Origin of the sequence: Sporosarcina ureae (genome assembly GCF_029267015.1) — a bacterium.
GTDB classification, from domain to species: Bacteria; Bacillota; Bacilli; order Bacillales_A; family Planococcaceae; genus Sporosarcina; species Sporosarcina ureae_D.
In genome coordinates, this window is record NZ_JARIEA010000059.1 from 23,651 (window position 1) to 47,270 (window position 23,620).

Here is a 23,620-nt window from a genome sequence, read left to right on the forward strand (position 1 = left end):
GTGTCTAGTTTCGGATGCCAGTCCCTCGGGTCGTTTCGATCTTTTGATATAAAAAAGGCGCCTTTACAAACCCATGGATTTTCCCACGGGATGTAAAGGCACCTTTGCCGTTTTTATTCACTTGTATACAATTGACTATATCAAATTCCTTACTAACTGTAAAGAAGATTACCCGAGATAAATCAAGTGTGGATCGGCTGATGATTCTACGTATTGCTGCATTGCTGTGAGGTTGTTTAGCTTTGTTAATTCTTTCAAATGTTCGACCCCCATGCCTGTTACGGATGAAACCATGACGATGGGGCCTTGGTTCATAACGGTTTTTAGCATGTCGAGTGAACGCTCTAGGTCAGCTTCAGGTAGATCACACTTGGTAATGACACCAACCGGAAGTTTCGGGATACCCATGCTGAATCCTGGCGGGAATATAAGTTTCTCACTTGTTGCATCTTGCAAGTACAGTACATGTGTCACTTCAAGTGCAGTAGCCATGATGTTTTTATAGAACATCGGATTTTCCGAATACTCTCCTGGCGTATCAACAATCCAATCATAATAATTGAGCGTCTGCGTTTTGAAAGCTTCTACTTTTCGGCCCAATAAAGCATTTGTTAATGTAGACTTCCCCGCTCGTACCGCACCGACTAGCATCGCCTTGTTTCGCATCATCCTCACTCCTTATGACTTTGTAATTTCCGCTGGCGTATAGTTCAACTTCTCGGATAAAAACCGGTTAATCTCAAGCATCGCCATCTCTACTTCTGAGACACTGCCCACAATGACAAGACTGCCTGTAAATCGATCGAGGAATCCGATGCGGACATTGGCCGCTTTCGTTGCCAAGTCTCCAGCGATAATGACCGTTTCACTCGGTGTACACGTAAGGATACCTAAAGCACCCGCTTCCTGTATACCTAACTTCTGAAACATATCGGGATCGGGATTAGCGATCAAATGACTGAGTGTAAGCTGTTTTCCCGGAACGAATTCCTGTATAAACCGTTTCTTTTCTTCGCTCATTATACACACTCCCTATATAGTTTTATGCTTTAGCAGCAGGAGCTTCTGGTTCAACGTTTTCATTTTCGTACTCGCCCTTTTTAATAATTCCAGCTTCACGATCTTGCTTCTCTAGCTTTAATGCCGTTGGAACAGAAAGCTTATACGCAATAATAATTGCGATGATACCCGCACTCAATTTACCTAGTATAACCGGTAAAATAATATTTGGTTGGAAGTTCGCCGTGAATGATAAGTGATCACCCAACAAGAACGCCGCACAAACTGCGAATGCGATATTAACGACTTTGTCTTTTGGTCTCATGTAACGAACCAATGAGAACATCGCCAAGATATTCGCAACAGTCGCAAGTAAACCCGCACTTCCTTCAGGTGAAAGTCCAATCTTTTTCCCAGCAGATTCTAAAGGTTTGCCCATATACTTTCTAATTAAATAAATCATTGGGAACGCACCCGCTAGCATAATACCAATGTATCCCGCTGTTTCAAGTGCACGGAATTGGTCTATTTCATCCGCCATAATTGGATCGAAGCCCCACGCACCAAAGATCTTAGTGAAAATGCCTGTAAATACTTCAACGATAGAAAACACTAACACTAATTTAATGGCAGCGTCCATCACGCGTCCAAAAATCATAAAACCGTTAATCATAATGCGGGGAACGAACTTCAGTCCGACCGCAATCAATACTACAAAAATTAATAATGGCAATAAATTGATGAAAATCTGTAAATAACTAATTGCAAATTCATAATTAGATGTAGCTGTCGTGCTAATCACATCACGCACATCCGTGTTGAATATTACTACTAAAACAGAGGCAATAAATGCGCCAATCGGAATTGTCAAAACACCCGACATAATACCAAGTGCCATGTATTTATGATCTCGCTTATCAAGCATCGCAAGTCCCATCGGAATAGAGAAAACAATCGTTGCTCCCGACATGAAACCGACGATTAACGCCATAATCCATCCTTCATTTGTTACTTTCAGTGCTTCCGCTAACTGATAACCACCCATATCCGAAGCCAGTATAGTAGTTGCGGCAATTGCAGGATCTGCTCCGATTGAGTTGAAGATCGGTCCGATAAATTTACTGATGAACCATGTTAAGTAGGGTATAGATGCCATGATTCCTGCTGCTGGAACGAAGATATGTCCTACTGCGTGTAACCCAGACATAAATTCTTTACCTAATCCCTCTTCAGGATTCTTTATTGATGCAAATGCCCCTGCCACTGCACAGGCCATAATGATATATACAATTACTGTACCGATCATTTCCATTTAGGTTTCCTCCTATTACTATTTAATTGTAATATTGTTTCTTACGCGCCAGCTAAAAAGACACCACCCTTTGATTTAATTCATGTCCAATCCGCGAAAAATTAAAACAAAAAGACGCTTAAAGAATGTATCTCTTTAAGCGTCTTTGCTTAGATCTATTCACTTGTGCGAATCTATAATTTCCACGGCAAGTGACTCCATTGTCATTTGCCGTGACATACTCGTATCACGCATTTTTTTAAATGCTTGCTGCTCGGTTAATTGTTCCATATTCATCAGAATACCTTTTGCCTTCTCCACGACTTTTCGCTTTTCCACTTCTTGCTTAGCCTGTTGAACATCTTTTTTTAGTCGCTTGGCTTTACTTGATTGGTGAAGAGCTACTTCAATGGCAGGTATTAAATTAGATTCCGATATAGGTTTGACCAAATATCCCACTATATTATCTTGTTGCGCTTTTTCTACGAATTCCTTTTGGCTATACGCGGTTATAATGAGGATGGGTATATCTAGCTGTTCTCCAATGATCCGGCTTGATTTCAGGCCATTCATCTTTGGCATTTTGATATCCATCAAAATCAAATCTGGTTTATGCAAGAAGGCCAACTCAATCGCTCTGTCCCCGTCGCCCGCTTCCCCAACTACTTCATAGCCATGGTCCTGCAAGGTCATTTTTAGGTCCATGCGAATGATCGATTCATCTTCGGCTATCAAGATTCGTTTACTCATCAAAAATTTCCACCTCCGCACCCACTGGAAAGTTGACTACTGCATGAGTCCCGATTTCCCTGGGCACATATAGAAACTCACCATTCAAGTCATTGGTCACCAAATTGTGGATGATTTCCGTACCAAGTGATGTTTGTGGATTCTTCATTCCAACGCCGTTGTCGGATACATGAAGTTCTACAAAGTCTTGATCTACAGTAAATTCCACATCAATAATTCCCTCTTCTTTGCCTTGAAATGCGTGTTTTAAAGAGTTTTGAATCAGCTCATTTATGATTAGCGCAATTGAAACCGCTTTCTTAGAGGTTGTTACTATTTTATTGCCATTTGGCTCAATAATCAAGTCTACTTTCAAATTATATTCATTTAACACCATAGTCGAGCATATTTTTCTCGTCAAATTTATGATATTTACATCATCATCGTCCGCATGTTCCTTTGTAAGAATAATTTCATAAACCGACGAAATACTATATATTCGATTAAGGGTTTCTTCAAAAGTAGAGCGACTTTCCGCAGGCATTCCACTACGCATTTGTAGTCTTATAAGGCTTGCCACTGTTTGTAAATTATTTTTCACACGATGATGTATTTCTTTGATGACGACCGATTTCATCATTAATTCTTTTTCTTTTGTGCGAAGTTCGGTAATGTCTTGAACAATTAATAACGTCTCCTGAGATTTATTTTTTTCACGCATTCTTATCTTTTTCACTATTAAGTTTTTGCGCTCAATGGTTAGTTCGAAAACGAACACATCATCTTCTTGTGTATAAACTGTTTGTAAAAAAGGTAACAATTCCAATAAATCACGATTTAGTACATCATCTTGCTTACTCATTTCCGTAATAAGTTTTAAGCCTGAAGGATTTGCATAGACTAATCGATTACTTTCGTCTGTCAAAATAAGCATTTCCATTAATAAATCTGAAACAACGCCAAGTCCTGAATTGGTCATCTGGTCCTCCGCTGTTTCTGTTATGACCGAAAATCTCTTTGCATTATCTGTTGAAGTGGATGACGCTACCTGCTTCTCTGATATCAGTACGCCAATCACTTGATGATTTGTATTCTTAATGGGCACTACGGTCTGATCCACTACGATACCTTCTTGTGTCATAGCTTGTCGTATGATGGATTTCTTTCCATTGCGATAGGAATAAAACACACCCGGTTCAAAAGATTCAAAGACGATCTTTCCAACAACTGAGTTATTATATAGCGGTGTACTACCAACTGGAAAGGCTTCCGCTACAACAATCGCCTGATTACTTGGTTTTAATTTGCAATCGATAAACATATAGGAGTCGGACAAATCGGCATACGTCTGCAGGCTAAACGCCATTTCCTCTAAAATTTTCACATCTTGATCTGTCAGTTCAGTATGCTGTTTACAAAGTTTTTCTACTGTTGATTTTACCAATACACCACGACCTTTAATGAGAAGAATACCGCTTCCCCTATTGTGTAAAATTAGTATAAGACGGTTAATGAGAGAGGTCAATCTGCAGATTCAATATTACTAAATACTATTGCAGAAAACTTTTCACTTTCATTTTATATGCTTCCTGATCCATCACAAACGCTTCTCCGTGATTTGCGTTATCCACTAAAAATAATGCCGTATCACTCTTTGTCTCTTCATAAAGTTCTTTTGCCATTTCTGTTGGCACGAATGTATCTGCCTTGCCATGAATATACAGGATCGGTACAGTCGCGCGTTTAACCGCACTCAACGCATCTGCTTCTTTAAGTGAATACCCCGCCCTAGCATTCGTCAACAAACTCATATTGTCGAGTAACGGAAATGCCGGCAAATGAAACATTCTGTCCAGTTGATAGGCAAACAATTGATAAACGGATTGATACGGACTATCTGCAATGATGGCTTTCACTTGTTCAGGAAGTAGCTCACCACTCGCCATCAAAACTGTAGCAGCACCCATCGATAAACCGTGATAGATCACTTCCGTATCCGCCCCCAGCTTTTCGCCGAGCAACTTTGTCCAATCAATGAGATCTAAACGATCTGGCCAACCAAAACCGTAATAGTCACCACCGCTTTTTCCATGTCCTCTAGCATTTGGCATGAAAATATTATAGCCAAGCTCCTCATAATAAAATTGACCATATAACCCCATCTGTTTTGCGTTCCCTAAATAACCATGTGTTAAAATCACCAATTTGTCAGTCGGTTTTTGTGCCGGCAAGAAATAACCCATCAAGTCCAGATCATCTTTTGATGTCATATGAATTTCTTCAAATTCCTGTTGATCTACCCAGTCAAGCCAATCTCCATTTAAAAAAACTTCCATTGTCTCAGCAGATACTTTCAAATCCGCATTGCCTGTTAGAAAGTCTTTCGGTCCACGCTTGATAGCTAAGTCGTAGAAGAAAAAGCTTCCTGCTATCTGAAATACGATAATGATAGTGACTAGTAAAAAGACAACCTTTTTCCATCTTATTTTTCTCATCTCAATGTCCTCGTTCTCTTTGTCTAAGCATTTTCTCTTATTGTACAGTGAAAGCAAGTATTACGTTATGACGATTTCATGAGAAAAACCCCAGTAGTTGGATAACAACTACTGGGGCACGTCTGTTTCACTACTTTTCCTTTTACTTCTTTTTGTTATCTTGCTCGGTAGCCTTATCTGCTCGCTTGTAATCTTTTGCATATAATACTTCCTGCGCGGATGAAAGGCCATTATTCTTTTCTGTTAGTGTTTTGTGTGGCGGTTTGTTTTCACTCAAGCCTCAACACTCCTTTCCTTCTATCTTTCAGTGTTCCACGAAAAGATGAAATTAAACACGTTAATCAGTTATCCTTCTTTGGTTTTCTTCTTAAAACCACGTATACTAACTGCATAAGGAGCTGATCACATGAAATTCCATATGACAGAACATGGTTTTGACACCGAAACCGAATTTGGCACTCTACACATTTCGTCTAATGAAGAAAAAGGGTTTCGTCCATACCAGCTGATGGTCGCTTCGATTGCAGCTTGTGGTGGTGGTGTTATGAGAAAAGTTCTAGATAAAATGCGTGTCCCCGCAGATGATATTACCGTGGAAGTGAAAGAAGTTGTACGTTCACAAGATGATGCAAGTCGTCTCTTGAAGATTCATCTTCATTTCACAGTCATCGGATCGACTATCTCAGAAGAGAAAATGCCTCGGATCATGGAACTCACAGAGAAGAATTGTTCCATGTTACAATCTGTTATCGGTTGTATTGAAGTGGTGAAAACGTACGAGATTGTCGCTAAATAATCTCCAATGAAACGGCAAGAGAGTTCTCTCTTTTGTCGGTTTCGATGTTTAAAGGACCTTATTTTTCCATCGAAATTCCTGTATAATGAATAGAATATCTAAAAGGAGGTCTACCTTTATGAAGAATAAATTAGTTGGGTTGTTAGCAGTTTTATTAGTCTTTGCAGCAACACCATTTCAAGCGCAGGCTGCCACACAGTTCTCTGACGTAGATAAGCATTGGGCAAAAACAGAAATTATGTATCTGGCTGACCGTAATATTATAGGGGGTTTCCCAGATGGCACGTTTAAGCCAAATGACCCTATTACACGGGCGCAGGCATCTTCCATGCTTATTAAAGCATTGAAAATTCCTTTGGTGAAAAATCCCACAGTTCAGTTTAAGGACGTCTCGAAAAAGTCCGCATACTATCAGATCCTTGCAACAGTAAGCGAAAAAGGAATTATGAAAGGCGACAATGGTTTCATGCGTCCTGGTGAAGATACTTCACGTGCGCACATGGCTGCGATTATTCGACGTTCATTTAAAATACCCACAGACAACCAAGCAACATTTGTTGACGTTTCGCCAACGCATTGGTCATTCCCTGATATTAATGGGATTGCGAAAAAAGGAATTACGGGCGGTTCTGAAGGTAAATACATGCCTGCAGACTCGGTTACAAGATCCCAATTTGCTGCATTTTTAGTACGTGCTTTGGATGACTCGATGAAACTCAAAGACTATCATTCATATGTCAGTGTAAAAGGAAAGACGGTTGAACAGAATGGCTTCTTATATACAATTGCCAAAGACAAGGAGTCTACGAAGTTATTTAAAGAAAACAAAAAGGCAGGAACACGTTCAGCCATTTTGGATAGTGCGAAAATGCCAGATAACGGTATAAATCGTGAGCTATTAATGTCCGGTTACCAGATGGTTCTATACAATGATGAAATCTTCATTCCCTATTGGAACCTAATCAATGCAAGTAGTAAAATGCCCGCTGGTTACAATGTAATAAAATTAAACGTGAATGACTGGAGCTACACAATTGGTAGTATTCCACTTGACCAGAAGTTTCGTAACATGTTCATCTTGAATGACCGTATCTATTATACTCTTGAAAAGAACAAGGATCGTGTTTTTGATTCCAAGTTCGACCCTACTAAGCCAATGGATGATCCATTGACATTGTATTCGGTCACTATGGACGGCAAAAACAAAAAAACGTTGTTGAACTTCGATGCTCGTGTGATTTTCGATGAAGTAGAGGCTAATTCGAAAAGTAATCAAGTGAGCCAAAACAATAAATCAGTAGCGTATGATTTATCTACTATGTATTATTTCAACAAAACAGGTGTTTATAAATATAATTTGTTGGATAAGAAGACTAGTAAAGTTTCAAATGTACTAGCAAAAGACATGGAAGTTACGTCTACGCAGCTAGTTGTGACGGATCAGGCAGGTAAGAAACATAATTTGAAGAAATAAGTAAAAGCGGTACATCTCTATTTAGAGGTGTGCCGCTTTAAGATTATAGAGATAGTAATCAGTAAAGTGGACATGCCGAGTTAGGCATGTCGTTTTTTCTCTCGAATGATTATGGGCTTAGTTATCATCCTTACTAGCACTTGGCCGATGAAAAACGGAATAGCCGTTAGAAGTATAACGACATCCCGGCCAAATGGTTTGAACCATCCACCGTCTTCCGTGATGAAATTCATAGCTAACACGAGCGAAATTGCGGCTGTAATGATATTAATTAAGAATACGTAACGGATTTTCACTGTACTTGATAATATACCAGTTATAATAATGAATACGATACAAGCCAGGAGTAGATAAGAGGCGTCTTCGCGCTTTATATACTGACCATATTCATAAAAATGAAATAAGAATGGTGCAGGTATTAAACTCGTAATAAACCACAGAGTCTTTATGTGTCGCTTGTTCATAAAAACATTCCCCCTTAGCCCTACTAAAAAAGTGCTTCATACCTTCACTATTAAAAGCCCGACATACCTGCCGAGATTACAAATGTAGTCCACAAAAACCCAAGTCCAATTGCTAAAATTGCAAGTGCTCTTAGTGAAATAAGTAAAGTAGTAAGTAATGTTTTTTCTTCAGATCCTTTTATTTTTAATGTTTGAAGAATGAACGCAGTACCAGCGATTCCTACTGCAAAAGTAATTGCAACCCCTACCCAATACCAAGTTAATCCCCCACTCCAGTAAGCCATCTTTTGAAATAAAATACTCATTAAAAATACACCCGAAGCGCATACAAACGCGAGCATCGTATACAGTAGTTGTTTCTTTTCTCCCTGCATCACACTTATCCCCTTTCGATTCTATAGATGATCATACACGTTCTACGGTTTTTTCACCGGTACATATCCAACTTTCTCAACTAGCTCTTGCCCTTGAGATGACAGCATCCATTCAATAAATTTCTCTACATTCGGATTTTCCGTACCAGCCGTCACGACATAAAATTCAGATGAAATTGGATACTCTTCATTGCGTATGGTCTCTTTGTTTGGTTCGATCCCATTGATTGCGAGCAATTTAATTTCATCATTCCCTACCATTTCTGTTGAGTAATAGCGGAACGTATAGCCAATGGCATTTTTATAGTTGCGATACTTCGATACTTCAGAAATTATCCCCCCCATTCCTTCAGGTACATTTTCTTCTGGGGCATCCATAATCGGAATATCCCCCATCAATCTTTCCAAAGCCGTTTGACTACCACTGTCTTCCGGTCGCTGGAATGCGCGAATCGGTTCGTTATTACCACCCACCTCTTTCCAATTCGTTATTGAACCCGCATAGATATCTTGAATCTGCTTTAATTCTAAACTAGTAACAGGATTCTTTTGATTAACGAAGAAGACAAATGCTTCCCGACCAACCGGCGTTAATTTCAACTCAAGTCCCTTTTGTTTAGCTGTTTTCAATTGTGCATCGGAAGGTCCAGCCGCGATAATCATATCCACTTTTCCTTTGAACAAATTATCATAAGCAACTGGCGTAGTATTGACCATCACTTCGCTATCGTACGGATTATATTCTTTTTCTGGATAGACAGCATGAACGAATGCAGCATACAAAGGATATAATGCAGTTGCCCCGTCAATACGCGGCAGATTGTCTTCTAACGTTAATGTAGCCGCTTCATCTAATGACACTAGCTTTGATTCTCGTCCCATAGAAAATGGCTCGTAGTAAAATACATCTACTTCTGCACCCACAGTCGAGATACTTTCTTTATACAGATGCATCATGGGCCATACCGCAGCTCCCAACACGAATATACTTGCAATAATGCCGAACCACTTCTTCCGTTTTTTCGTATGGAAGTAATGAAATATCATCATGACAATCCAAATGTATAGAACTACCACGCTGATCACGACTAACGGAATATAATGAACCAACCCCATAAATAGTAAATATAATAAACCTACGCCTGTGAAAAATAGGATCCCGATCAATAGTAGTATCGAAAATGCCATAGGTGCAATCATAGCTAATCCCTCCTTTTTATTTCCCACTTAATTCATCCAAACGATGCCACGCCTCATCCTCATCAAAGGAACTATACCAACGATAATGTTCTTCATCCAAGATACGGAAATGCTGACTGATCAAGTTTTGCTGTAAACGGAAACGGCCTCTCGTTTCCAACTCACGCCACCATACTTTCCCACCCATTGACTGGTCCATTCGGCGGTCAATACCGTTATGCGCAATCGTTTCAAGTACTTCCAACGGGTCTCCACCAACTACGGCCTGCAGTACATCACTTTCTCGAAACAATGCACAAACAGCTACCACTGCAGTCCAACTGGCAGCTACCCTGCCCTTTTCAATTTGAATTAACGTCTTTTTTGAAATTCCTAATACATCAGCCATTTTTTGTTGGGAGTATTCCCTCTCCAATCGGACTACGCGTAGCTTTAACGAAATCAATTCTATTAATTGTTGTTGATTCACATGATCACCCCGTAGTTACATTTAATATCTATTGGTGTAATATTACACCAACTATACTATAAAGGCAAATGAATTTTCCAAACTATCTGTTAACCCGCTAACTATCGATTCTTTCTTAAAATTATGATAAGATTTATTGACTTTGTGATTTAGTATAAGAAACGAGGACTTCTATGAAACAGCGTGAACAATGGACATCCAAGATTGGTTTTATCTTAGCTGCTGCTGGCAGTGCTATCGGATTAGGTGCAATCTGGAAGTTCCCTTATATGGCCGGAACAAATGGCGGCAGCGTGTTTGTGCTGTTATTTATCATTTGTACATTATTGATCGGGCTACCGATTTTATTGGCTGAGTTTGTCATTGGACGAAGAGGACATGCAGATGCCGTGACTTCTTTGAAAAAGCTTTCAACAGGACGGAGTTGGGGATGGGTTGGATGGATGGGACTTGCATCGTCTTTCATCATCTTATCGTTTTACAGTGTCGTAGGTGGATGGATACTTTCCTATTTAGCACGAGCGTTTACATTTAAACTTGGCGGAATAGATTATGGTGATTTATTCAATACTACGATTGCCAACCCGTGGGAAGTATTACTAGCGCAAGCTCTGTTTATGGCATTGACGATCTTCATCGTTCAAAGCGGAATTCGTGGAGGAATTGAGCGAGCAAGTCGCTGGATTATGCCGCTATTATTCTTGTCTTTCATTGTATTGGCAATTCGTTCGTTAACATTGGACGGCGCAATGGAAGGTGTTCGGTTCTTATTCGTTCCAGATTGGAGTTATCTCAACGGAAAAACATTCCTTGTTGCATTAGGGCAAGCATTCTTTTCACTGAGTGTCGGTGTAACGGCTATGATGACGTATGCTTCTTACCTTTCGAAAGAGGAAAAACTTGGACAGTCTGCATTTAATGTCTCGATGCTAAATATCGGGATTTCTATACTAGCAGGACTTGTGATTTTCCCAGCAGTTTTCGCATTGGGACACTCACCTGAGGCGGGCCCTGGTTTAATCTTCGTTATCCTACCGGCTATTTTCAATGAAATTCCGTTCGGTGGCGTATTCTTGATCATCTTCTTTTTCCTCATGCTGTTTGCAACATTGACTTCCGCCATTGCGATGCTCGAAATCGTAGTGTCGACAGGAATTCGCAAAAAGCATGACAGACGAAAACGGGCTTCATGGGTATTCGGAGGACTGATCTTTTTGGTAGGAATCCCAAGTGCATTATCTTTCGGTTTACTAGCCGATGTGAGTATCTTCGGTAACTCCATTTTCGACTTTGCTGATTTACTGACGAGTAGAATTGCGATGCCGCTTGGTGCGTTGGCTGTTTCTTTATTTGCCGGCTTTATTCTGACGAAAGAGGATACGGCGGAAGAGTTAGGCATGAATCCCACTCTTCACACTTTGTGGAAAGTGATCGTCCGCTACTTCGCACCGATTGCGATTATAGTCATATTTTTCACTTGGATTTTAGGTATGTAAAAAGCACGCCGGAGAAACTCTCCGGCGTGCTTTTAGTTTGTGTACACTTATTAGTGGGCTATGAGCAGTTTCAAGGTGTCTATGAGCGGATATCCAGCGTCAATGAGCAGTGACGGTACTCGATAGAGCGGTAATCGGCTGTCATAGAGCACTTAAAGTCCCTGATAGAGCGCTCAGAGAGAATCAATGAGCTTGATGTCATTATGTCGGAAATATTCTAGTTGGAACAAACGCATCCGCTTGTAACGCTTCACTCACGCCCATCGTGTGAAAGCTTAGATATGTTTCATAAGCGCTTCTACCACTAGCGTTAATCCTGCTAAATCATCTTCAGAAAAACGATCCAGTTCAGGGCTGTCGATATCGAGCACACCAATTACTTCTCCATCCTTAATCATAGGCACGACAACTTCGGAACGGGATGCAGCGTCGCATGCAATGTGGCCTGGGAATGCGTTGACATCCGCTACAACGAGACCTTCTTTCGTCTTCGCAACCGTTCCGCAAACCCCGCGGCCCAGTGGAATACGGATACATGCAGGTAAGCCCTGAAATGGTCCTAGCACTAGTTCATCTCCATCCATCAAATAAAATCCTACCCAGTTAATCCGGTCAAAGAATTGATTAAGTAGTGCAGATGCATTGCTTAAATTCGCGTACATATTTGGCTCTCCAGACACTAATGCGTCCAATTGCGTTGAAAGCTGTTTATATTTCTCTTGTAGATTGTTGGAATAGTCAATAGGTGTGTACATATCATTTCCCTGCTTTCTGTGTATAGATCTACTTTTTATCATACACAGAATTACGTTGTTGGAAAAGTAATCGAACTTCATTACACACTTCTACTCAATCTAATTTCGCCTTCAATACCTCTCCGGTTACGGCATCTATTTTAACTTCATACTTATGCCCTTCCATAGTGCGTATATCTACTTCGTAGATTAATATACCATCATCAAACTCTAGCTCAGATTTCACCACTTGCCCCGGTACTCTTTGCAATGCAATTTCATTCGCCTGCTCCATAGAAATCCTGCGGTATTGAGGATGTTGCCAGTGATTCATCCAATATTCATTTTGCTGATTCAATTGATGATCCCTCCCATTTCTTCTTCGCTCTCAATCTATGCTACAAAGTGAAAAAGTGTTTCTCTACTACGTATGTCGTTTACGATAGAAAAACGGATTATTTCCGAGGAAATAATCCGTTTTTGTCAGGCAGTTTGCGCTGAAGAGTTTCTTTGTTTGTAACGCATCCAAATAATGAGTGGGATGAGCAGTAACGAGATATATGTTCCTAGGAAGCTCAGCATGGAAAAGCCCGAGAATGCAACGATAATTCCTGAAGCCAAGCCACCGACTGTACCCGCTAATGCGACAAACACATCGATAGTTCCTTGGATCTTCGCACGAGTCAAGACATCCGTCGAATCGATTACAATAGCTGTTCCACTGATTAACCCGAAGTTCCAACCAACTCCTAGTAATATGAGAGCTACGGACATCCAGAATATAGATCCTCCAGCTACGTAGGCTGCGAGAATACCCGCGGTTGCAAGTGTCACACCGGAAGCAATCACCATAGCCGGACGTCCAATCCGGTCTACTAATACTCCCGTGAAGACTGATGGTAAATACATCCCTGCAATGTGCAGCCCAATAACTATACCGATACCCGATATTTCTGCGCCGTGATGTTGCATATGAAGCGGCGTCATGGTCATAATGGCAACCATGACACCGTGGGACAGAACGAGAACAACAGCTCCTATCCAAATACCCATTCTGTTTGCCGTACGCTGGTGAACTAATTGTAATTGTAATTCACCGGATTCTTCTTGATTTTTTTGGTTGGCCAATTCTATTTCACGTGCCACTAGTAACGGATCAGGATTTAAAAATAGTAGGAAGGTCAAACCGGACAATAAATACGCGACACCTGCTAGTAAAAATACACCTGTCAATGAAGGAATTCCAATAAAATCCGCTACGTATCCCATAGGTAATACGAGATTCGGGCCTGCGACTGCTCCGACTGTGGTCGAAACCAATGCCACACTAACTGCTGTAGCACGTTGCTTTTTATTAGCAAGATCTGTTCCTGCATAGCGCGCCTGTAAGTTCGAAGAAGTCCCCGCTCCGTATATGAAAAGAAAAATAAATAAAATAGCCAAACTTCCAGACATAGCGGCTAGAATTACACCAAATGCTCCAATTCCACCTGTAATAAAGCCTGCTCCCAAGCCAAATCTCCGGCCGTACCGCTGTGATAGTCTGCCCACTAGATAGGCTGAAAGAGCTGATCCGAATGTGGAAAGTGCAATCGGCATGCCCGCCAGACTTTCGTTACCAGTCATCTCCTGTATGATTAAAGATCCCACTGTGATTCCTGCAGCAAGTCCTGCCCCACTAAATATTTGAGATATGATCACGACAAGTAAAGATCTCTTGTAGAGTTGTTTCTGCGCTTCTTCAGAATTTACATAATACGAATAATCTTGTAATCTCGACATGAAACTTTCCCGCTCCTTCTTTACGTCTATGCCATTATGCTATGTATAGAGATGAATCTTTTTTATGCTTTACTCATCTTATCACACCAAGACAAGTAGACGGCGAGGTTTTATCTGAATATAAAAACAAGCAAGTCCAGGTGTAATGGACTTGCTTGTTTTATTCTACTATTGCTAAAGATTAAATAAATGGTGCAATAAAAGTAGGATGATCAGAAAATTGTGCTATGCGCTTTTCCCCTTCATGTACCCACTTTTCATCGTAAACAATGGGGCCGTCTTTGTCTTCAGGTGTTTGGAACTGATCGAGACCGACAGCTGCTAGAACTGGGCTATCATCGTCGTCTAATCCAATATTGACTACATGATTGATGATAAATGGCACGTCGAATTCGATCATGGCGCTATCTTCATCGAGTTCACCGTCGATTACACGGAAAGGTATTCGCAAGTAGATGGTATCGCTGCCGTCCTGATTCAGGATGGAGTCGAAGTTTCCTCTGTCGAAGTCCCAATTCCCTCCCATTTGAATGTCATGTTCTGCGAGAATTTTAGTCGCATCTCCAAATAGCGATTTCTTTCCTGGTAGATTCGTTTTTAGTTCGATCATGGCTTGTCCTCTTTTCTATGTCAGTTTTTCTTGTGGATGGTCTTGTTGATGATAGTTTTAAGAATACCCTAGTTAGCTGTTTGGCAAACTTCTAAGGGCAGTTGATTTTCAAAAGAAATAGAGGATAGGCATCGTTGGTTTTACACAAAAGAAAAGACTACCTAATTATATTAGGCAGTCTACTTTCTTTTATTTCATTAATTCTTGATAGCGTCGCAAGCATTCTTCATACGCTTCTTGTACGGTTTCGGCTTGGATGACGTCTTCACCGGTTGTGGCGAATCGGGCTACGGAGTGTTCGTATTGAGGGTCGTAGTAGTGGATCAGTAGTTGCTCTACGGCTTGTGCAAAGCGTCCGTTTTCTAAGTCTTCTTGGATCTGTGCGGCGATTGGTTGGTGAATCCGTTTGCGAATTCGGGCAAATGCTTCCAGGAATAGTTCCGGTTGTTTTTCGGGTTCGTATTCAGATAGGATTTCTTCAACACGTACTTTGACAGGTAGTTGAATGATCCACTGCGGGCTCTGTCCTTTTTTCTCAAATAGTAGTTCAGGCATATGCACTTGGCCAATGCGTTTACTTTCGCCTTCTATGAAGATATATGGTTCATTCGCATACTTTACTAGCTTATCTGCAACTAGTAATTCGAATTTCTTTTGATTGTTCGGTCGGACGCCGATCTGTCCGAATATCGAACCGCGATGACCTGCCATTCCTTCTAAATCGATGACCGGACAACCGTCTTCCATCAGCTTGTGAAGAATCTTCGTCTTGCCGCTGCCAGTATAGCCGTTCAGTACAAGTAATTTAGGTGCGATAGGTTCTTGCAGTCGCGCAATAACCCACTGACGATACGTATGTATTCCGCCACTGATCCGACTTGAGCGTATTCCCATTAATTCAAGCACAGTCATTGCCGTTTTGCTTCGCATGCCGCCACGCCAGCAAAACACGGTAATCTGCGTATCAATCTTCCTGAATTCGTCAATGAAGTCGGGCAACTTCTTGGAGAAAATAGCCAGTCCATGATCCATTGCTGCTTCTTTGCTTACTTGTTTATAAAGCGTTCCTACTTCTGCGCGTTCTTCATTTGTAAAGATTGGAATATTAATACTACCTGGAATAGTAGCTTCTTCAAATTCTTTAGGCGTACGCACATCGACTAAAGTGTGTGAATGATTTTTTTGCAAGTCGAGTGCTTCCGCCAATGTAATGTCTCGTACCATGTGATTCCCCATCTCCTTGATTTACTGCACGATAATTCGACCGCTATGTTCATCGGTCACTTCCCCAATAATATGCGCATCGACTCCAGCTTCGCGTAATTGTGCATGCAGACGATCCGCTTCATCTCCTGCAACTGCTACAAGCAATCCACCAGAAGTTACTGCGTCACATAAAATCCATCTACCGACTTGATCCAATGATTCGGGGTATTCGACGATGTCCTCTATATGAGCAAAGTTGTTTTTCGTACCGCCTGGGACTGAGCCCGCTTCTGCAAGTTCTCTTGTACGCGGCAAAACAGGTACTTTCTCGTTATCTATACGTAAACAAACGCCACTACCTGTTGCCATTTCAGAAGCATGTCCAAGTAAACCGAAGCCTGTTACGTCTGTCGCAGCATGAATGCTATATTCATCCATCACTTCTGACGCTGTTTTATTGAGTGTTGTCATCACTTTTGTCACGTGAATTTCCTCTTCTTCAGACAATAATCCGTTCTTCAAGGAAGTAGTCATGATTCCTACACCAATTGGTTTTGTTAGTATCAAACGATCCCCAGGCTTCGCTCCAGCATTCGTACGGATCTTGTCGGGATGCACCGTTCCAGTTACTTGCATACCGAATTTTGGTTCCTGATCATCAATTGAGTGTCCGCCAACTAGTACTGCACCAGCTTCTTTCAATTTGTCTGCAGCGCCACGCAAGATTTCCGTTAGAATATTGCGATCGAGTGTATGAATGGGAAAGGCTACGATATTCAATGCTGTGATAGGTGTTCCGCCCATTGCGTAAACGTCACTGATCGCATTCGCCGCTGCCACTTGTCCAAAATCATACGGATCATTGACAATTGGTGTGAAGAAGTCAAGTGTCTGCACAATAGCAGTCGTGTCATTTATTTTATAAACGCCGGCGTCGTCGCTCGTATCCAGTCCGACTAGTAAGTTGGGATCCGTTAGGCCAGGGGGTAATGTGCGTAGAACTTCAGCCAAATCAGCAGGCCCAATTTTACACCCACACCCTCCTTTTGAAGATAATGAAGTCAGTTTTACAGAAGAGTTTCGCATTACAGATATCAACCTTTCCATTTGTAGTCCCTTAATTTTACCATAGAGTTTGTATTCTAGAGTTGTTGAACACTTGAAATTCCTATTGACGCACAAAGAGGCTGAGCGTAGATCGCACAGCCTCACTTGATTCATTTTATTACTTTACATAAAGTACTTGCCATTCATTATCATGTTTCTCTATACGCGTTCCTGTCCAACCATTCAATAACAATTGTTGTTGTCGTTCGATAGCCTGCATAGGAACGGATTGCTGTTCGGACGTAGCTTCTTTGAAAGGCTTCTGCAAATCTCTGAATAAAATATAGCGTAGTTTATTGCCGTACTTAACTTGGAGTGCTTTGATTTGTAAATCAAGTGCAAATTTATCCTTTAAGCTCGGTATATTAAATGGTGCAACGGTTGTACAAATATAGCGATAACGCTCACTCTCGATGTGCTCCATCAGCCATTTGCCTAGTATCGTCTGTAATCCATGACCTCTAAAGGCTGGATCCACGCATGTGATTTCTGAATACAGTACACTTGTCAATTCTTTTTGCGCTACACCTACGTCGATTCCTAAATGCTCGTCATCTTCACCAGGATCCAGCATAGCTCGGAACGCAATGAGGCGGTCATCGACGTAGGCTCCTGCCATCACGCCGTTACCGTGTAAAATATATATAAATTCTTCTTCCGTTAGTGGTTGTAAGAATTCGGGTTGCTCGAGTACTGCGATGACCCGTTCTTGCAAAGCCAAAACTTCCGGTAGTTGATCTTCTGTAAGCAGTGAAAGTGATGATTGTAACGTCATAGTACCACCTTTTCTTTACGTACCGTCAATTCCCCTAAAGTTTGCTCGTCTACATCAATTCCGAGCCCTGGTTTTTCATTGAGTTCAATAAACGGTACGTCATAGCGTAAATTACCGACATCTTTGCTGAATTTCAAAGGCCCTGTCAATTCTACGCTTGTCATCGCTTTTTGTGAGAAAGCTACATGAAAACCTGCTGCAGAGCCAATGGACGACTCTACCATTGAACCAACCTGACATTCGATTCCGGCCATTTCTGCCATATGTGCAAGTTTCATAGCGGGATACATGCCTCCGCATTTCATGAGCTTGATATTCACTTTATCCGCTGCACGTTTTGCGATAATCTCACGCATATCACGCACACCGCGTAGTCCTTCATCTACCATTAGAGGCGTTGCAGTTTTCGATTTGATTTCTACCATCGCATCGATATCATCCGCTTTCACAGGTTGCTCGAGCCAGTCTAGTTCACAACTTTCCAATTGCTTCATCGCCTGTAATGTCGTCGCACTGTTGCCCCATCCTTGATTGACGTCAACACGAATTGCAATATCCTTACCTACACGCTGACGTACCGCTTGAATACGCTTGACGTCTTCCGTTGCATTGGTACCTACCTTCATCTTCAATGAACCATAGCCCGCTGCTACACGTTCTGCGGCTTCTTGTGCCATATGTTCAGGAGACGCGATACTTAACACATGTGTAATTGGAAACTTCTCATGATAGCGTCCACCGAGAAGATTGTAAGCTGGGATACTATATGCTTTTCCTACTACATCAAAACAAGCTATATCCAGTGCAGCTTTTGCAGTAGGTACACCGTAGATTGCTTGATCCATTTTTTCATGAATTCTACCAAAGCTACTAGGATCTTCTCCAAGTAAAGCAGGAGCGAGCGTGTGTTGGAGTACAGCAAATGTACCTTCCCAACTTTCGCCTGTTACGTGGTCGTCCGCCACCGCTTCACCGTAGCCGACATGTCCGGTATCTGTCGTCATTTTCACGATAATGGACGGCATGTCATCGTAAGACGCGTAGCTAATCACAAATGGTTCGTAGAGAGGCAATCTAATCGCGAATATTTCAATTTCAGTTATTTTCATTATGTATTCTTCCTTTCCTATTTGCATTCTTTCATTCGTATTGTATGATTGTCGTTAAATAGTCGTTAATGAAAGAGGAGGTATCTATATGAAGGTTACCATTGCATTGATTGGGTCACAAGAGTTTTGCAAACAAGCAGAAACTATTGTTTTGCCGCAAAACATCCGTATTGATTGTTATCAATACCGTAATCCTTCAGAAGCACCGAGTTTGCTCGACACGATGAAGCCTTGTCATGCGATTCTGTTTTCTGGATCCTTGCCGTATGAGGCATCTGAGCATGTTCTTAAGACCATCTCCGTTCCTGTACTTTATCTTCAACAAAATGAACATACTATCGCTGTTACATTATTATACCTTGCTTCAGAAAAGAATTTAGCGATTTACGATATTTCTATCGATATAAAAGATCGTTCTCATATTGAACATATTTTGCGTGACCTAGACACTTTATCGCCTAGTAAGAAACCCGCTATACATGAATTGCAGAGGAACAGTGATTTACAAGCGATTGTAAACTTTCACGTGGAACACTTCAGAAGCGGGCAATCTAAAATGGCAGTGACCAGTGTGCATGCCGTCTATAACCAACTGAAAGCAGCAGGGATTCCCGCTTTTCGTATGCTCGATCCCGTCAGTAATACTTTACGTGCGCTTGAACAAGCTGCACACCAAGCAAGTCTTGAAAGAAGTAAAGCAACCAAAATCGCAGTCGGATTGTTGAAAGTTCATAATAAGCAGAAACTCTCTCATGAAACAGTAGTGAAACTAGCCAATTACTTACAGGCAAAATGGTCGGAAAGTGAAGGTTTCTATTACTTCTACACTTCGCTAGGTACTGTGGAGTTCGTGTTGGCACTGGAATCATTCGTTCTATTTATCAACTCTATACCCGAAGCTTCTTTATCTTTTGGATTGGGTCAAACTATTGTAGAAGCTAGCGACAATGCATGGAGTGCGCTGCAACTCGCTTCAAACGAAGGCATTTTTATGCTAGATGAACATAAACAGCTACACGGCCCGTTGCCTTCTACGAACACCTCCATCGCCATGAAGCTCGAGGGACCTAAGTTACTAGCAATCAGCAAGAAGACTACTCTCAGTCCTGCAGTCATTTCCAAGATCATTCAGTTCAATCAATTCAGGCAATCCACTTCTTTTACTGCACATGATCTAGCCGGATATTTAGCCGTTTCAAGAAGAACCGCAGAACGGACGATCAAGAAGCTGATGGATCATCAATTCATACAGGCAGTTGGTGAAGAAATGACGTATTCGCAAGGCCGCCCCCGTGCTCTATATGAAATGAAACTCCCCCATCCATAATGAAAGAAAAGCCGTAGAAATAATCTCGGCTTTTCTTTTTTATATTATTCCACTTGCACTTCGGGCTCCAACCGTGCCTCTTGTTCATTCATCTCTACGACTTCTTCCGATGTCATTTTTACAATGCTGAAGCCGGTTAATGCATACACAATCGACAATAACGGAACTGCGAAATTCAAAATAGCGTACGGACCATATTCTACAACGCTGACACCAAGTGTACCGAAAATAAACACACCACATGTATTCCATGGAATGAATACGGAAGTCAGAGTTCCACCATCCTCAAGCGCACGCGACAGGTTCTTGGAGCTTAATCCCATGTCTTTATAGGTTTTACTAAACATTCTAGAAGGCACTACAATCGAAACGTATTGCTCTGAACACGTAGCGTTGGTTAGAACACACGCACCGATCGTCGAAATAATCAATGATGACGTAGATTTCACGACTTTCAACAATTGTTGCATGATTGCACGTAGCATTCCGGAATACTCAAGGATTCCACCAAATGTCATCGCCACAATCGTCATGGAAACGGTATACATCATACTATCGAGTCCACCGCCATTGAATAAGTTATCAACTAATTTATTGCCCGTTTCAATAGCAAATCCGCTCTGTAAAGCATGAAGAGCGTCTGCAAACGTCCCGCCCTGAATAGTTATGTGCGAAATGAACCCTAACACAATACCGATAATTAACGCGGGTACCGCAGGAATCTTTAACGCGACCATGACAATGACGGCCAACGGAACAAGCAATAACCAAGGTGAAATAATAAAGCTTTCTTGCATGACTTGTGATGTTTTCGCAATCGATGATAATTCTGCTTCACCCGATCCAAACTTTCTTCCCAAGAAGGTAAACACAGCCAATGCAATGAGTAAACCAGGAATCGTTGTATACAACATATGCTTAATATGATCGAATAAATCTGTCCCCGTCAGCCCTGCTGCAAGGTTCGTCGTATCCGAAAGAGGGGACATTTTATCACCAAAATACGCACCTGAAATAACAGCACCCGCGACCATACCTGCTGGAATTCCCATACTTAACCCGATGCCCATACCTGCTACACCGATCGTTGCCATCGTGGACCACGAACTACCAATTGCTAACGAAACAAGCGCACAAATTAACGCAATTGCAACTAGGAACCAAGATGGTGTAATGATCTTCAATCCGTAGAATATCATCGTAGCAACGATCCCACCACCCATCCACGAACCAATCACTAATCCAACGAGCATAATGATAATGACGGCAGGAAGTGCTAAACGAATACCTTTGTACATCATTTCTTCGATTTCTTTCCAGGAGTAACCGTAACGCCAAGCGACGAGTGCCGCAATGGAAGTACCTACTATTAACGGCATATGTGGTCCTTGCTCTAGCTTCACCACGGTGATAAGCATCACTATAATCATCAATACTAGTGGCAGTATAGCCCACCAAAAACCTATCTCTCTTTTTTCTCTTTTCGCTTCCATAATTCACCCCACCCATCTTCTGATAATTCCGAAATGTCGTTATATGGTCGTTTAATCTATAGTAAGCGTTTTCTGAATTACTTGTCAACGCAAAATTTGTAAGCGTTTTCTGAAGTCACGAACCCTTCACATAGAATACGTTTATAAAACTTTGATAACGGGAATACTATAAAGTACTTTCAAGAATGGGAGGCGCGCTGCCATTGACAGCTAATGTCCAAAAAACAGATACGATAAAATGTATAACGGAATACGATACGTTACGCAGAGTCATTTTGTGCCCGCCAGAGTTTATGGCAATTGACGAAGTGATTAACGAAGTACAGAAAAAGTATGAAGATGAAAATATCGATAAAGCCCGTGCGATGAAACAGCATGCGGAATTTGAAAAACTATTGCTAGAAAATGGAGTAGAAGTTATCACACTTCCTACTTCTGAAAAATATCCAGAACAAGTCTTCACGAGGGATATCGGTTTCACAATCGGCAATGAAGTATTCATAGCCGATTTGGCCGCAAATATTCGAAAAGGTGAAGAGATCACGCTAAAAGAATGGCTTATTGCGCAAGACATCCCCTATCAGTCCGCGACGGATCGAATGGAAGGCGGCGACATCATTGTTGACCGCGATACGATCTACATCGGCATCAGTAGCCGTACATCCGAGGAAGCAGTCAGCAATCTCGAAGAAAAACTGCCCGATCATTACATCAAGCGAATTCCGTTTGACGGACGCTACTTGCACTTGGACTGTGTATTCAATCTCCTGTCTTCAGGAAAGGCTCTCTACTTCCCCGCAGCATTTGATCAAGACACGATCGATCAATTAGCCGCGTCGTACGAACTAATTGAAGTCGCTGAAGATGAGCAATTCTCGCTTGGTACGAACGTACTTTCAATAGGCAATAATAAAGTATTCAGTTTGCCTCAAAACAAACAAGTGAATAAAGATTTACGCGCACATGGTTTCGAAGTCATTGAAGTCGACTTTTCTGAAATCATTAAATCAGGCGGTTCGTTCAGATGTTGTTCCATGCCGGTAGAACGCGGATAAAATGAAAGACTGAAGCCCATCCCACATAATGTTCGTGGCGATTAAGCTTCAGTCTTTTTCATTCCAGTAGGTCTATATAGTAATTTTGGTCATCGTCTAGCTCAGGTATATCGATCTCAATTGATTCAGGAATCAACAAGTGAACCGTCATAACACCCGATACAGTACCAGAGGAATACCCAGATGTCTTTTCGCCAGTAAACTGATTCAAGAGGTTTGAGTCATGATAAAACGTATATACCAAATGGTTTTTAGGTTGTTTCGGAATAGACATGGACTTGCTATCCCAGACAGGTAGATTGATTTTGAGTTGATCGGATAAATCGTAATACGTATTTTCTTCATCATTGAACGTGGCTATCAATTCGGGAGAATAGACTGTTTCTTCTATGATCCGACTGGTACTCGGTGTACGCTTGATCAGAACATGCGCACCGGAGAAAGAAGGGATGGAAAATTCCCCCTCCACCTCATGCGACCGTTTTGCTAATACTAAGTTATCAGGAATTGGTAACTCTTCTACAATCGCACTATATAGATCAAATCCCACTTCGTTTTCCACTGCCTCAGGAAGATTAACACCCTTTACTTTCCGTTCCATCGTTTCCGCTACGCCAAGTCCAATTATTAACAAC

General features: G+C 41.5%; 26 protein-coding genes. 5 read left to right on the top strand and 21 right to left on the bottom strand.

Annotated features, from left to right (window positions below):
- Positions 1–168: 168 nt before the first annotated feature.
- The 7 genes from Q7P97_RS09045 to Q7P97_RS09075 form a co-directional block, all read right to left on the bottom strand.
- Positions 169–666 carry a EutP/PduV family microcompartment system protein gene (locus tag Q7P97_RS09045; RefSeq protein WP_303968989.1) on the bottom strand — a complete coding sequence of 166 codons (498 nt, stop codon included), beginning with the start codon at positions 664–666 and terminating at the stop codon, positions 169–171.
- A 12-nt stretch (positions 667–678) separates the two neighbouring features.
- Entirely contained in the window at positions 679–1,020 is a 342-nt protein-coding gene (gene eutS, locus Q7P97_RS09050; protein WP_085427588.1) for an ethanolamine utilization microcompartment protein EutS, read from the bottom strand.
- 22 nt (positions 1,021–1,042) lie between these two features.
- A complete protein-coding gene (eutH, locus tag Q7P97_RS09055) occupies positions 1,043–2,311 on the bottom strand; it encodes an ethanolamine utilization protein EutH (protein ID WP_085427589.1) in 1,269 nt (422 codons plus the stop codon).
- Positions 2,312–2,470: 159 nt separating this feature from the next.
- Positions 2,471–3,040, bottom strand: coding sequence for an ANTAR domain-containing response regulator (locus Q7P97_RS09060; protein WP_303968879.1), 570 nt, complete (start codon positions 3,038–3,040; stop codon positions 2,471–2,473).
- Entirely contained in the window at positions 3,033–4,463 is a 1,431-nt protein-coding gene (locus Q7P97_RS09065) for a GAF domain-containing sensor histidine kinase (RefSeq protein WP_303968880.1), read from the bottom strand. Before Q7P97_RS09065 ends, Q7P97_RS09060 begins: the two co-directional genes overlap by 8 nt.
- 106 nt (positions 4,464–4,569) lie before the next feature.
- On the bottom strand, positions 4,570–5,514 hold the full coding sequence (locus Q7P97_RS09070) for an alpha/beta hydrolase (RefSeq protein ID WP_303968881.1): 945 nt from the start codon (positions 5,512–5,514) through the stop codon (positions 4,570–4,572).
- A gap of 142 nt (positions 5,515–5,656) precedes the next feature.
- Positions 5,657–5,791: a YfhE family protein gene (locus Q7P97_RS09075; RefSeq protein WP_303968882.1), complete on the bottom strand. Its 135-nt coding sequence runs from the start codon at positions 5,789–5,791 to the stop codon at positions 5,657–5,659.
- Between the two features lie 129 nt (positions 5,792–5,920).
- Between Q7P97_RS09075 and Q7P97_RS09080 the strand changes: the two genes are divergently transcribed.
- Together Q7P97_RS09080 and Q7P97_RS09085 are read left to right on the top strand one after the other, a co-directional pair.
- Positions 5,921–6,310 carry an OsmC family protein gene (locus tag Q7P97_RS09080; protein ID WP_303968883.1) on the top strand — a complete coding sequence of 130 codons (390 nt, stop codon included), beginning with the start codon at positions 5,921–5,923 and terminating at the stop codon, positions 6,308–6,310.
- Positions 6,311–6,428: 118 nt separating this feature from the next.
- Positions 6,429–7,784, top strand: coding sequence for an S-layer homology domain-containing protein (locus Q7P97_RS09085; protein WP_303968884.1), 1,356 nt, complete (start codon positions 6,429–6,431; stop codon positions 7,782–7,784).
- 80 nt (positions 7,785–7,864) lie between these two features.
- On the opposite strand, the gene Q7P97_RS09090 is transcribed toward Q7P97_RS09085, so the two are convergent.
- The 4 genes from Q7P97_RS09090 to Q7P97_RS09105 are packed head-to-tail and all read right to left on the bottom strand — an operon-like array spanning position 7,865 to position 10,291.
- Positions 7,865–8,248, bottom strand: coding sequence for a hypothetical protein (locus Q7P97_RS09090; RefSeq protein ID WP_303968885.1), 384 nt, complete (start codon positions 8,246–8,248; stop codon positions 7,865–7,867).
- A gap of 50 nt (positions 8,249–8,298) precedes the next feature.
- Positions 8,299–8,622, bottom strand: a complete 324-nt coding sequence (locus Q7P97_RS09095; RefSeq protein ID WP_303968886.1) for a hypothetical protein — start codon at positions 8,620–8,622, stop codon at positions 8,299–8,301.
- Positions 8,623–8,664: 42 nt separating this feature from the next.
- Entirely contained in the window at positions 8,665–9,822 is a 1,158-nt protein-coding gene (locus Q7P97_RS09100; protein ID WP_303968887.1) for a PstS family phosphate ABC transporter substrate-binding protein, read from the bottom strand.
- Between the two features lie 16 nt (positions 9,823–9,838).
- Positions 9,839–10,291 carry a helix-turn-helix transcriptional regulator gene (locus tag Q7P97_RS09105; protein WP_303968888.1) on the bottom strand — a complete coding sequence of 151 codons (453 nt, stop codon included), beginning with the start codon at positions 10,289–10,291 and terminating at the stop codon, positions 9,839–9,841.
- Positions 10,292–10,464: 173 nt separating this feature from the next.
- Between Q7P97_RS09105 and Q7P97_RS09110 the strand changes: the two genes are divergently transcribed.
- Positions 10,465–11,787: a sodium-dependent transporter gene (locus Q7P97_RS09110; RefSeq protein WP_303968889.1), complete on the top strand. Its 1,323-nt coding sequence runs from the start codon at positions 10,465–10,467 to the stop codon at positions 11,785–11,787.
- 275 nt (positions 11,788–12,062) lie between these two features.
- Here Q7P97_RS09110 and Q7P97_RS09115 read toward each other — a convergent pair whose 3' ends face one another.
- The 8 genes from Q7P97_RS09115 to Q7P97_RS09150 all read right to left on the bottom strand — a co-directional run bounded on the left by Q7P97_RS09115 (position 12,063) and on the right by Q7P97_RS09150 (position 19,110).
- Positions 12,063–12,542 (bottom strand): free L-methionine (R)-S-oxide reductase MsrC, encoded by a 480-nt coding sequence (locus Q7P97_RS09115; protein WP_085427599.1) that lies wholly within the window; start codon positions 12,540–12,542, stop codon positions 12,063–12,065.
- Positions 12,543–12,636: 94 nt separating this feature from the next.
- Positions 12,637–12,879 (bottom strand): PepSY domain-containing protein, encoded by a 243-nt coding sequence (locus Q7P97_RS09120; protein WP_303968890.1) that lies wholly within the window; start codon positions 12,877–12,879, stop codon positions 12,637–12,639.
- Between the two features lie 125 nt (positions 12,880–13,004).
- Positions 13,005–14,303 carry an MFS transporter gene (locus tag Q7P97_RS09125; protein WP_303968891.1) on the bottom strand — a complete coding sequence of 433 codons (1,299 nt, stop codon included), beginning with the start codon at positions 14,301–14,303 and terminating at the stop codon, positions 13,005–13,007.
- Between the two features lie 181 nt (positions 14,304–14,484).
- Positions 14,485–14,913, bottom strand: a complete 429-nt coding sequence (locus Q7P97_RS09130) for a YugN family protein (RefSeq protein WP_303968892.1) — start codon at positions 14,911–14,913, stop codon at positions 14,485–14,487.
- 189 nt (positions 14,914–15,102) lie between these two features.
- Entirely contained in the window at positions 15,103–16,137 is a 1,035-nt protein-coding gene (gene mnmH, locus Q7P97_RS09135) for a tRNA 2-selenouridine(34) synthase MnmH (RefSeq protein WP_303968893.1), read from the bottom strand.
- Positions 16,138–16,158: 21 nt separating this feature from the next.
- The gene (gene selD / locus Q7P97_RS09140; RefSeq protein ID WP_099624896.1) at positions 16,159–17,205 is read right to left on the bottom strand and encodes a selenide, water dikinase SelD; all 1,047 of its coding nucleotides are present in this window, start codon (positions 17,203–17,205) and stop codon (positions 16,159–16,161) included.
- A 139-nt stretch (positions 17,206–17,344) separates the two neighbouring features.
- Positions 17,345–18,001, bottom strand: coding sequence for a GNAT family N-acetyltransferase (locus Q7P97_RS09145; protein ID WP_303968895.1), 657 nt, complete (start codon positions 17,999–18,001; stop codon positions 17,345–17,347).
- Positions 17,998–19,110 carry a mandelate racemase/muconate lactonizing enzyme family protein gene (locus Q7P97_RS09150; protein ID WP_303968896.1) on the bottom strand — a complete coding sequence of 371 codons (1,113 nt, stop codon included), beginning with the start codon at positions 19,108–19,110 and terminating at the stop codon, positions 17,998–18,000. Before Q7P97_RS09150 ends, Q7P97_RS09145 begins: the two co-directional genes overlap by 4 nt.
- A gap of 88 nt (positions 19,111–19,198) precedes the next feature.
- On the opposite strand from Q7P97_RS09150, the gene Q7P97_RS09155 reads away from it, so the two are divergent.
- Positions 19,199–20,437, top strand: coding sequence for an HTH domain-containing protein (locus tag Q7P97_RS09155; protein ID WP_303968897.1), 1,239 nt, complete (start codon positions 19,199–19,201; stop codon positions 20,435–20,437).
- Positions 20,438–20,481: 44 nt separating this feature from the next.
- Here Q7P97_RS09155 and nhaC read toward each other — a convergent pair whose 3' ends face one another.
- Complete coding sequence (nhaC, locus tag Q7P97_RS09160) at positions 20,482–21,930, bottom strand: Na+/H+ antiporter NhaC (RefSeq protein WP_303968898.1); 1,449 nt, start codon at positions 21,928–21,930, stop codon at positions 20,482–20,484.
- A 203-nt stretch (positions 21,931–22,133) separates the two neighbouring features.
- Here nhaC and Q7P97_RS09165 point away from each other — a divergent pair, with 203 nt between their 5' ends.
- The gene (locus Q7P97_RS09165) at positions 22,134–22,985 is read left to right on the top strand and encodes a dimethylarginine dimethylaminohydrolase family protein (RefSeq protein WP_483315744.1); all 852 of its coding nucleotides are present in this window, start codon (positions 22,134–22,136) and stop codon (positions 22,983–22,985) included.
- Positions 22,986–23,043: 58 nt separating this feature from the next.
- Here Q7P97_RS09165 and Q7P97_RS09170 read toward each other — a convergent pair whose 3' ends face one another.
- Complete coding sequence (locus tag Q7P97_RS09170) at positions 23,044–23,619, bottom strand: hypothetical protein (protein WP_303968900.1); 576 nt, start codon at positions 23,617–23,619, stop codon at positions 23,044–23,046.
- Position 23,620 lies beyond the last annotated feature (1 nt).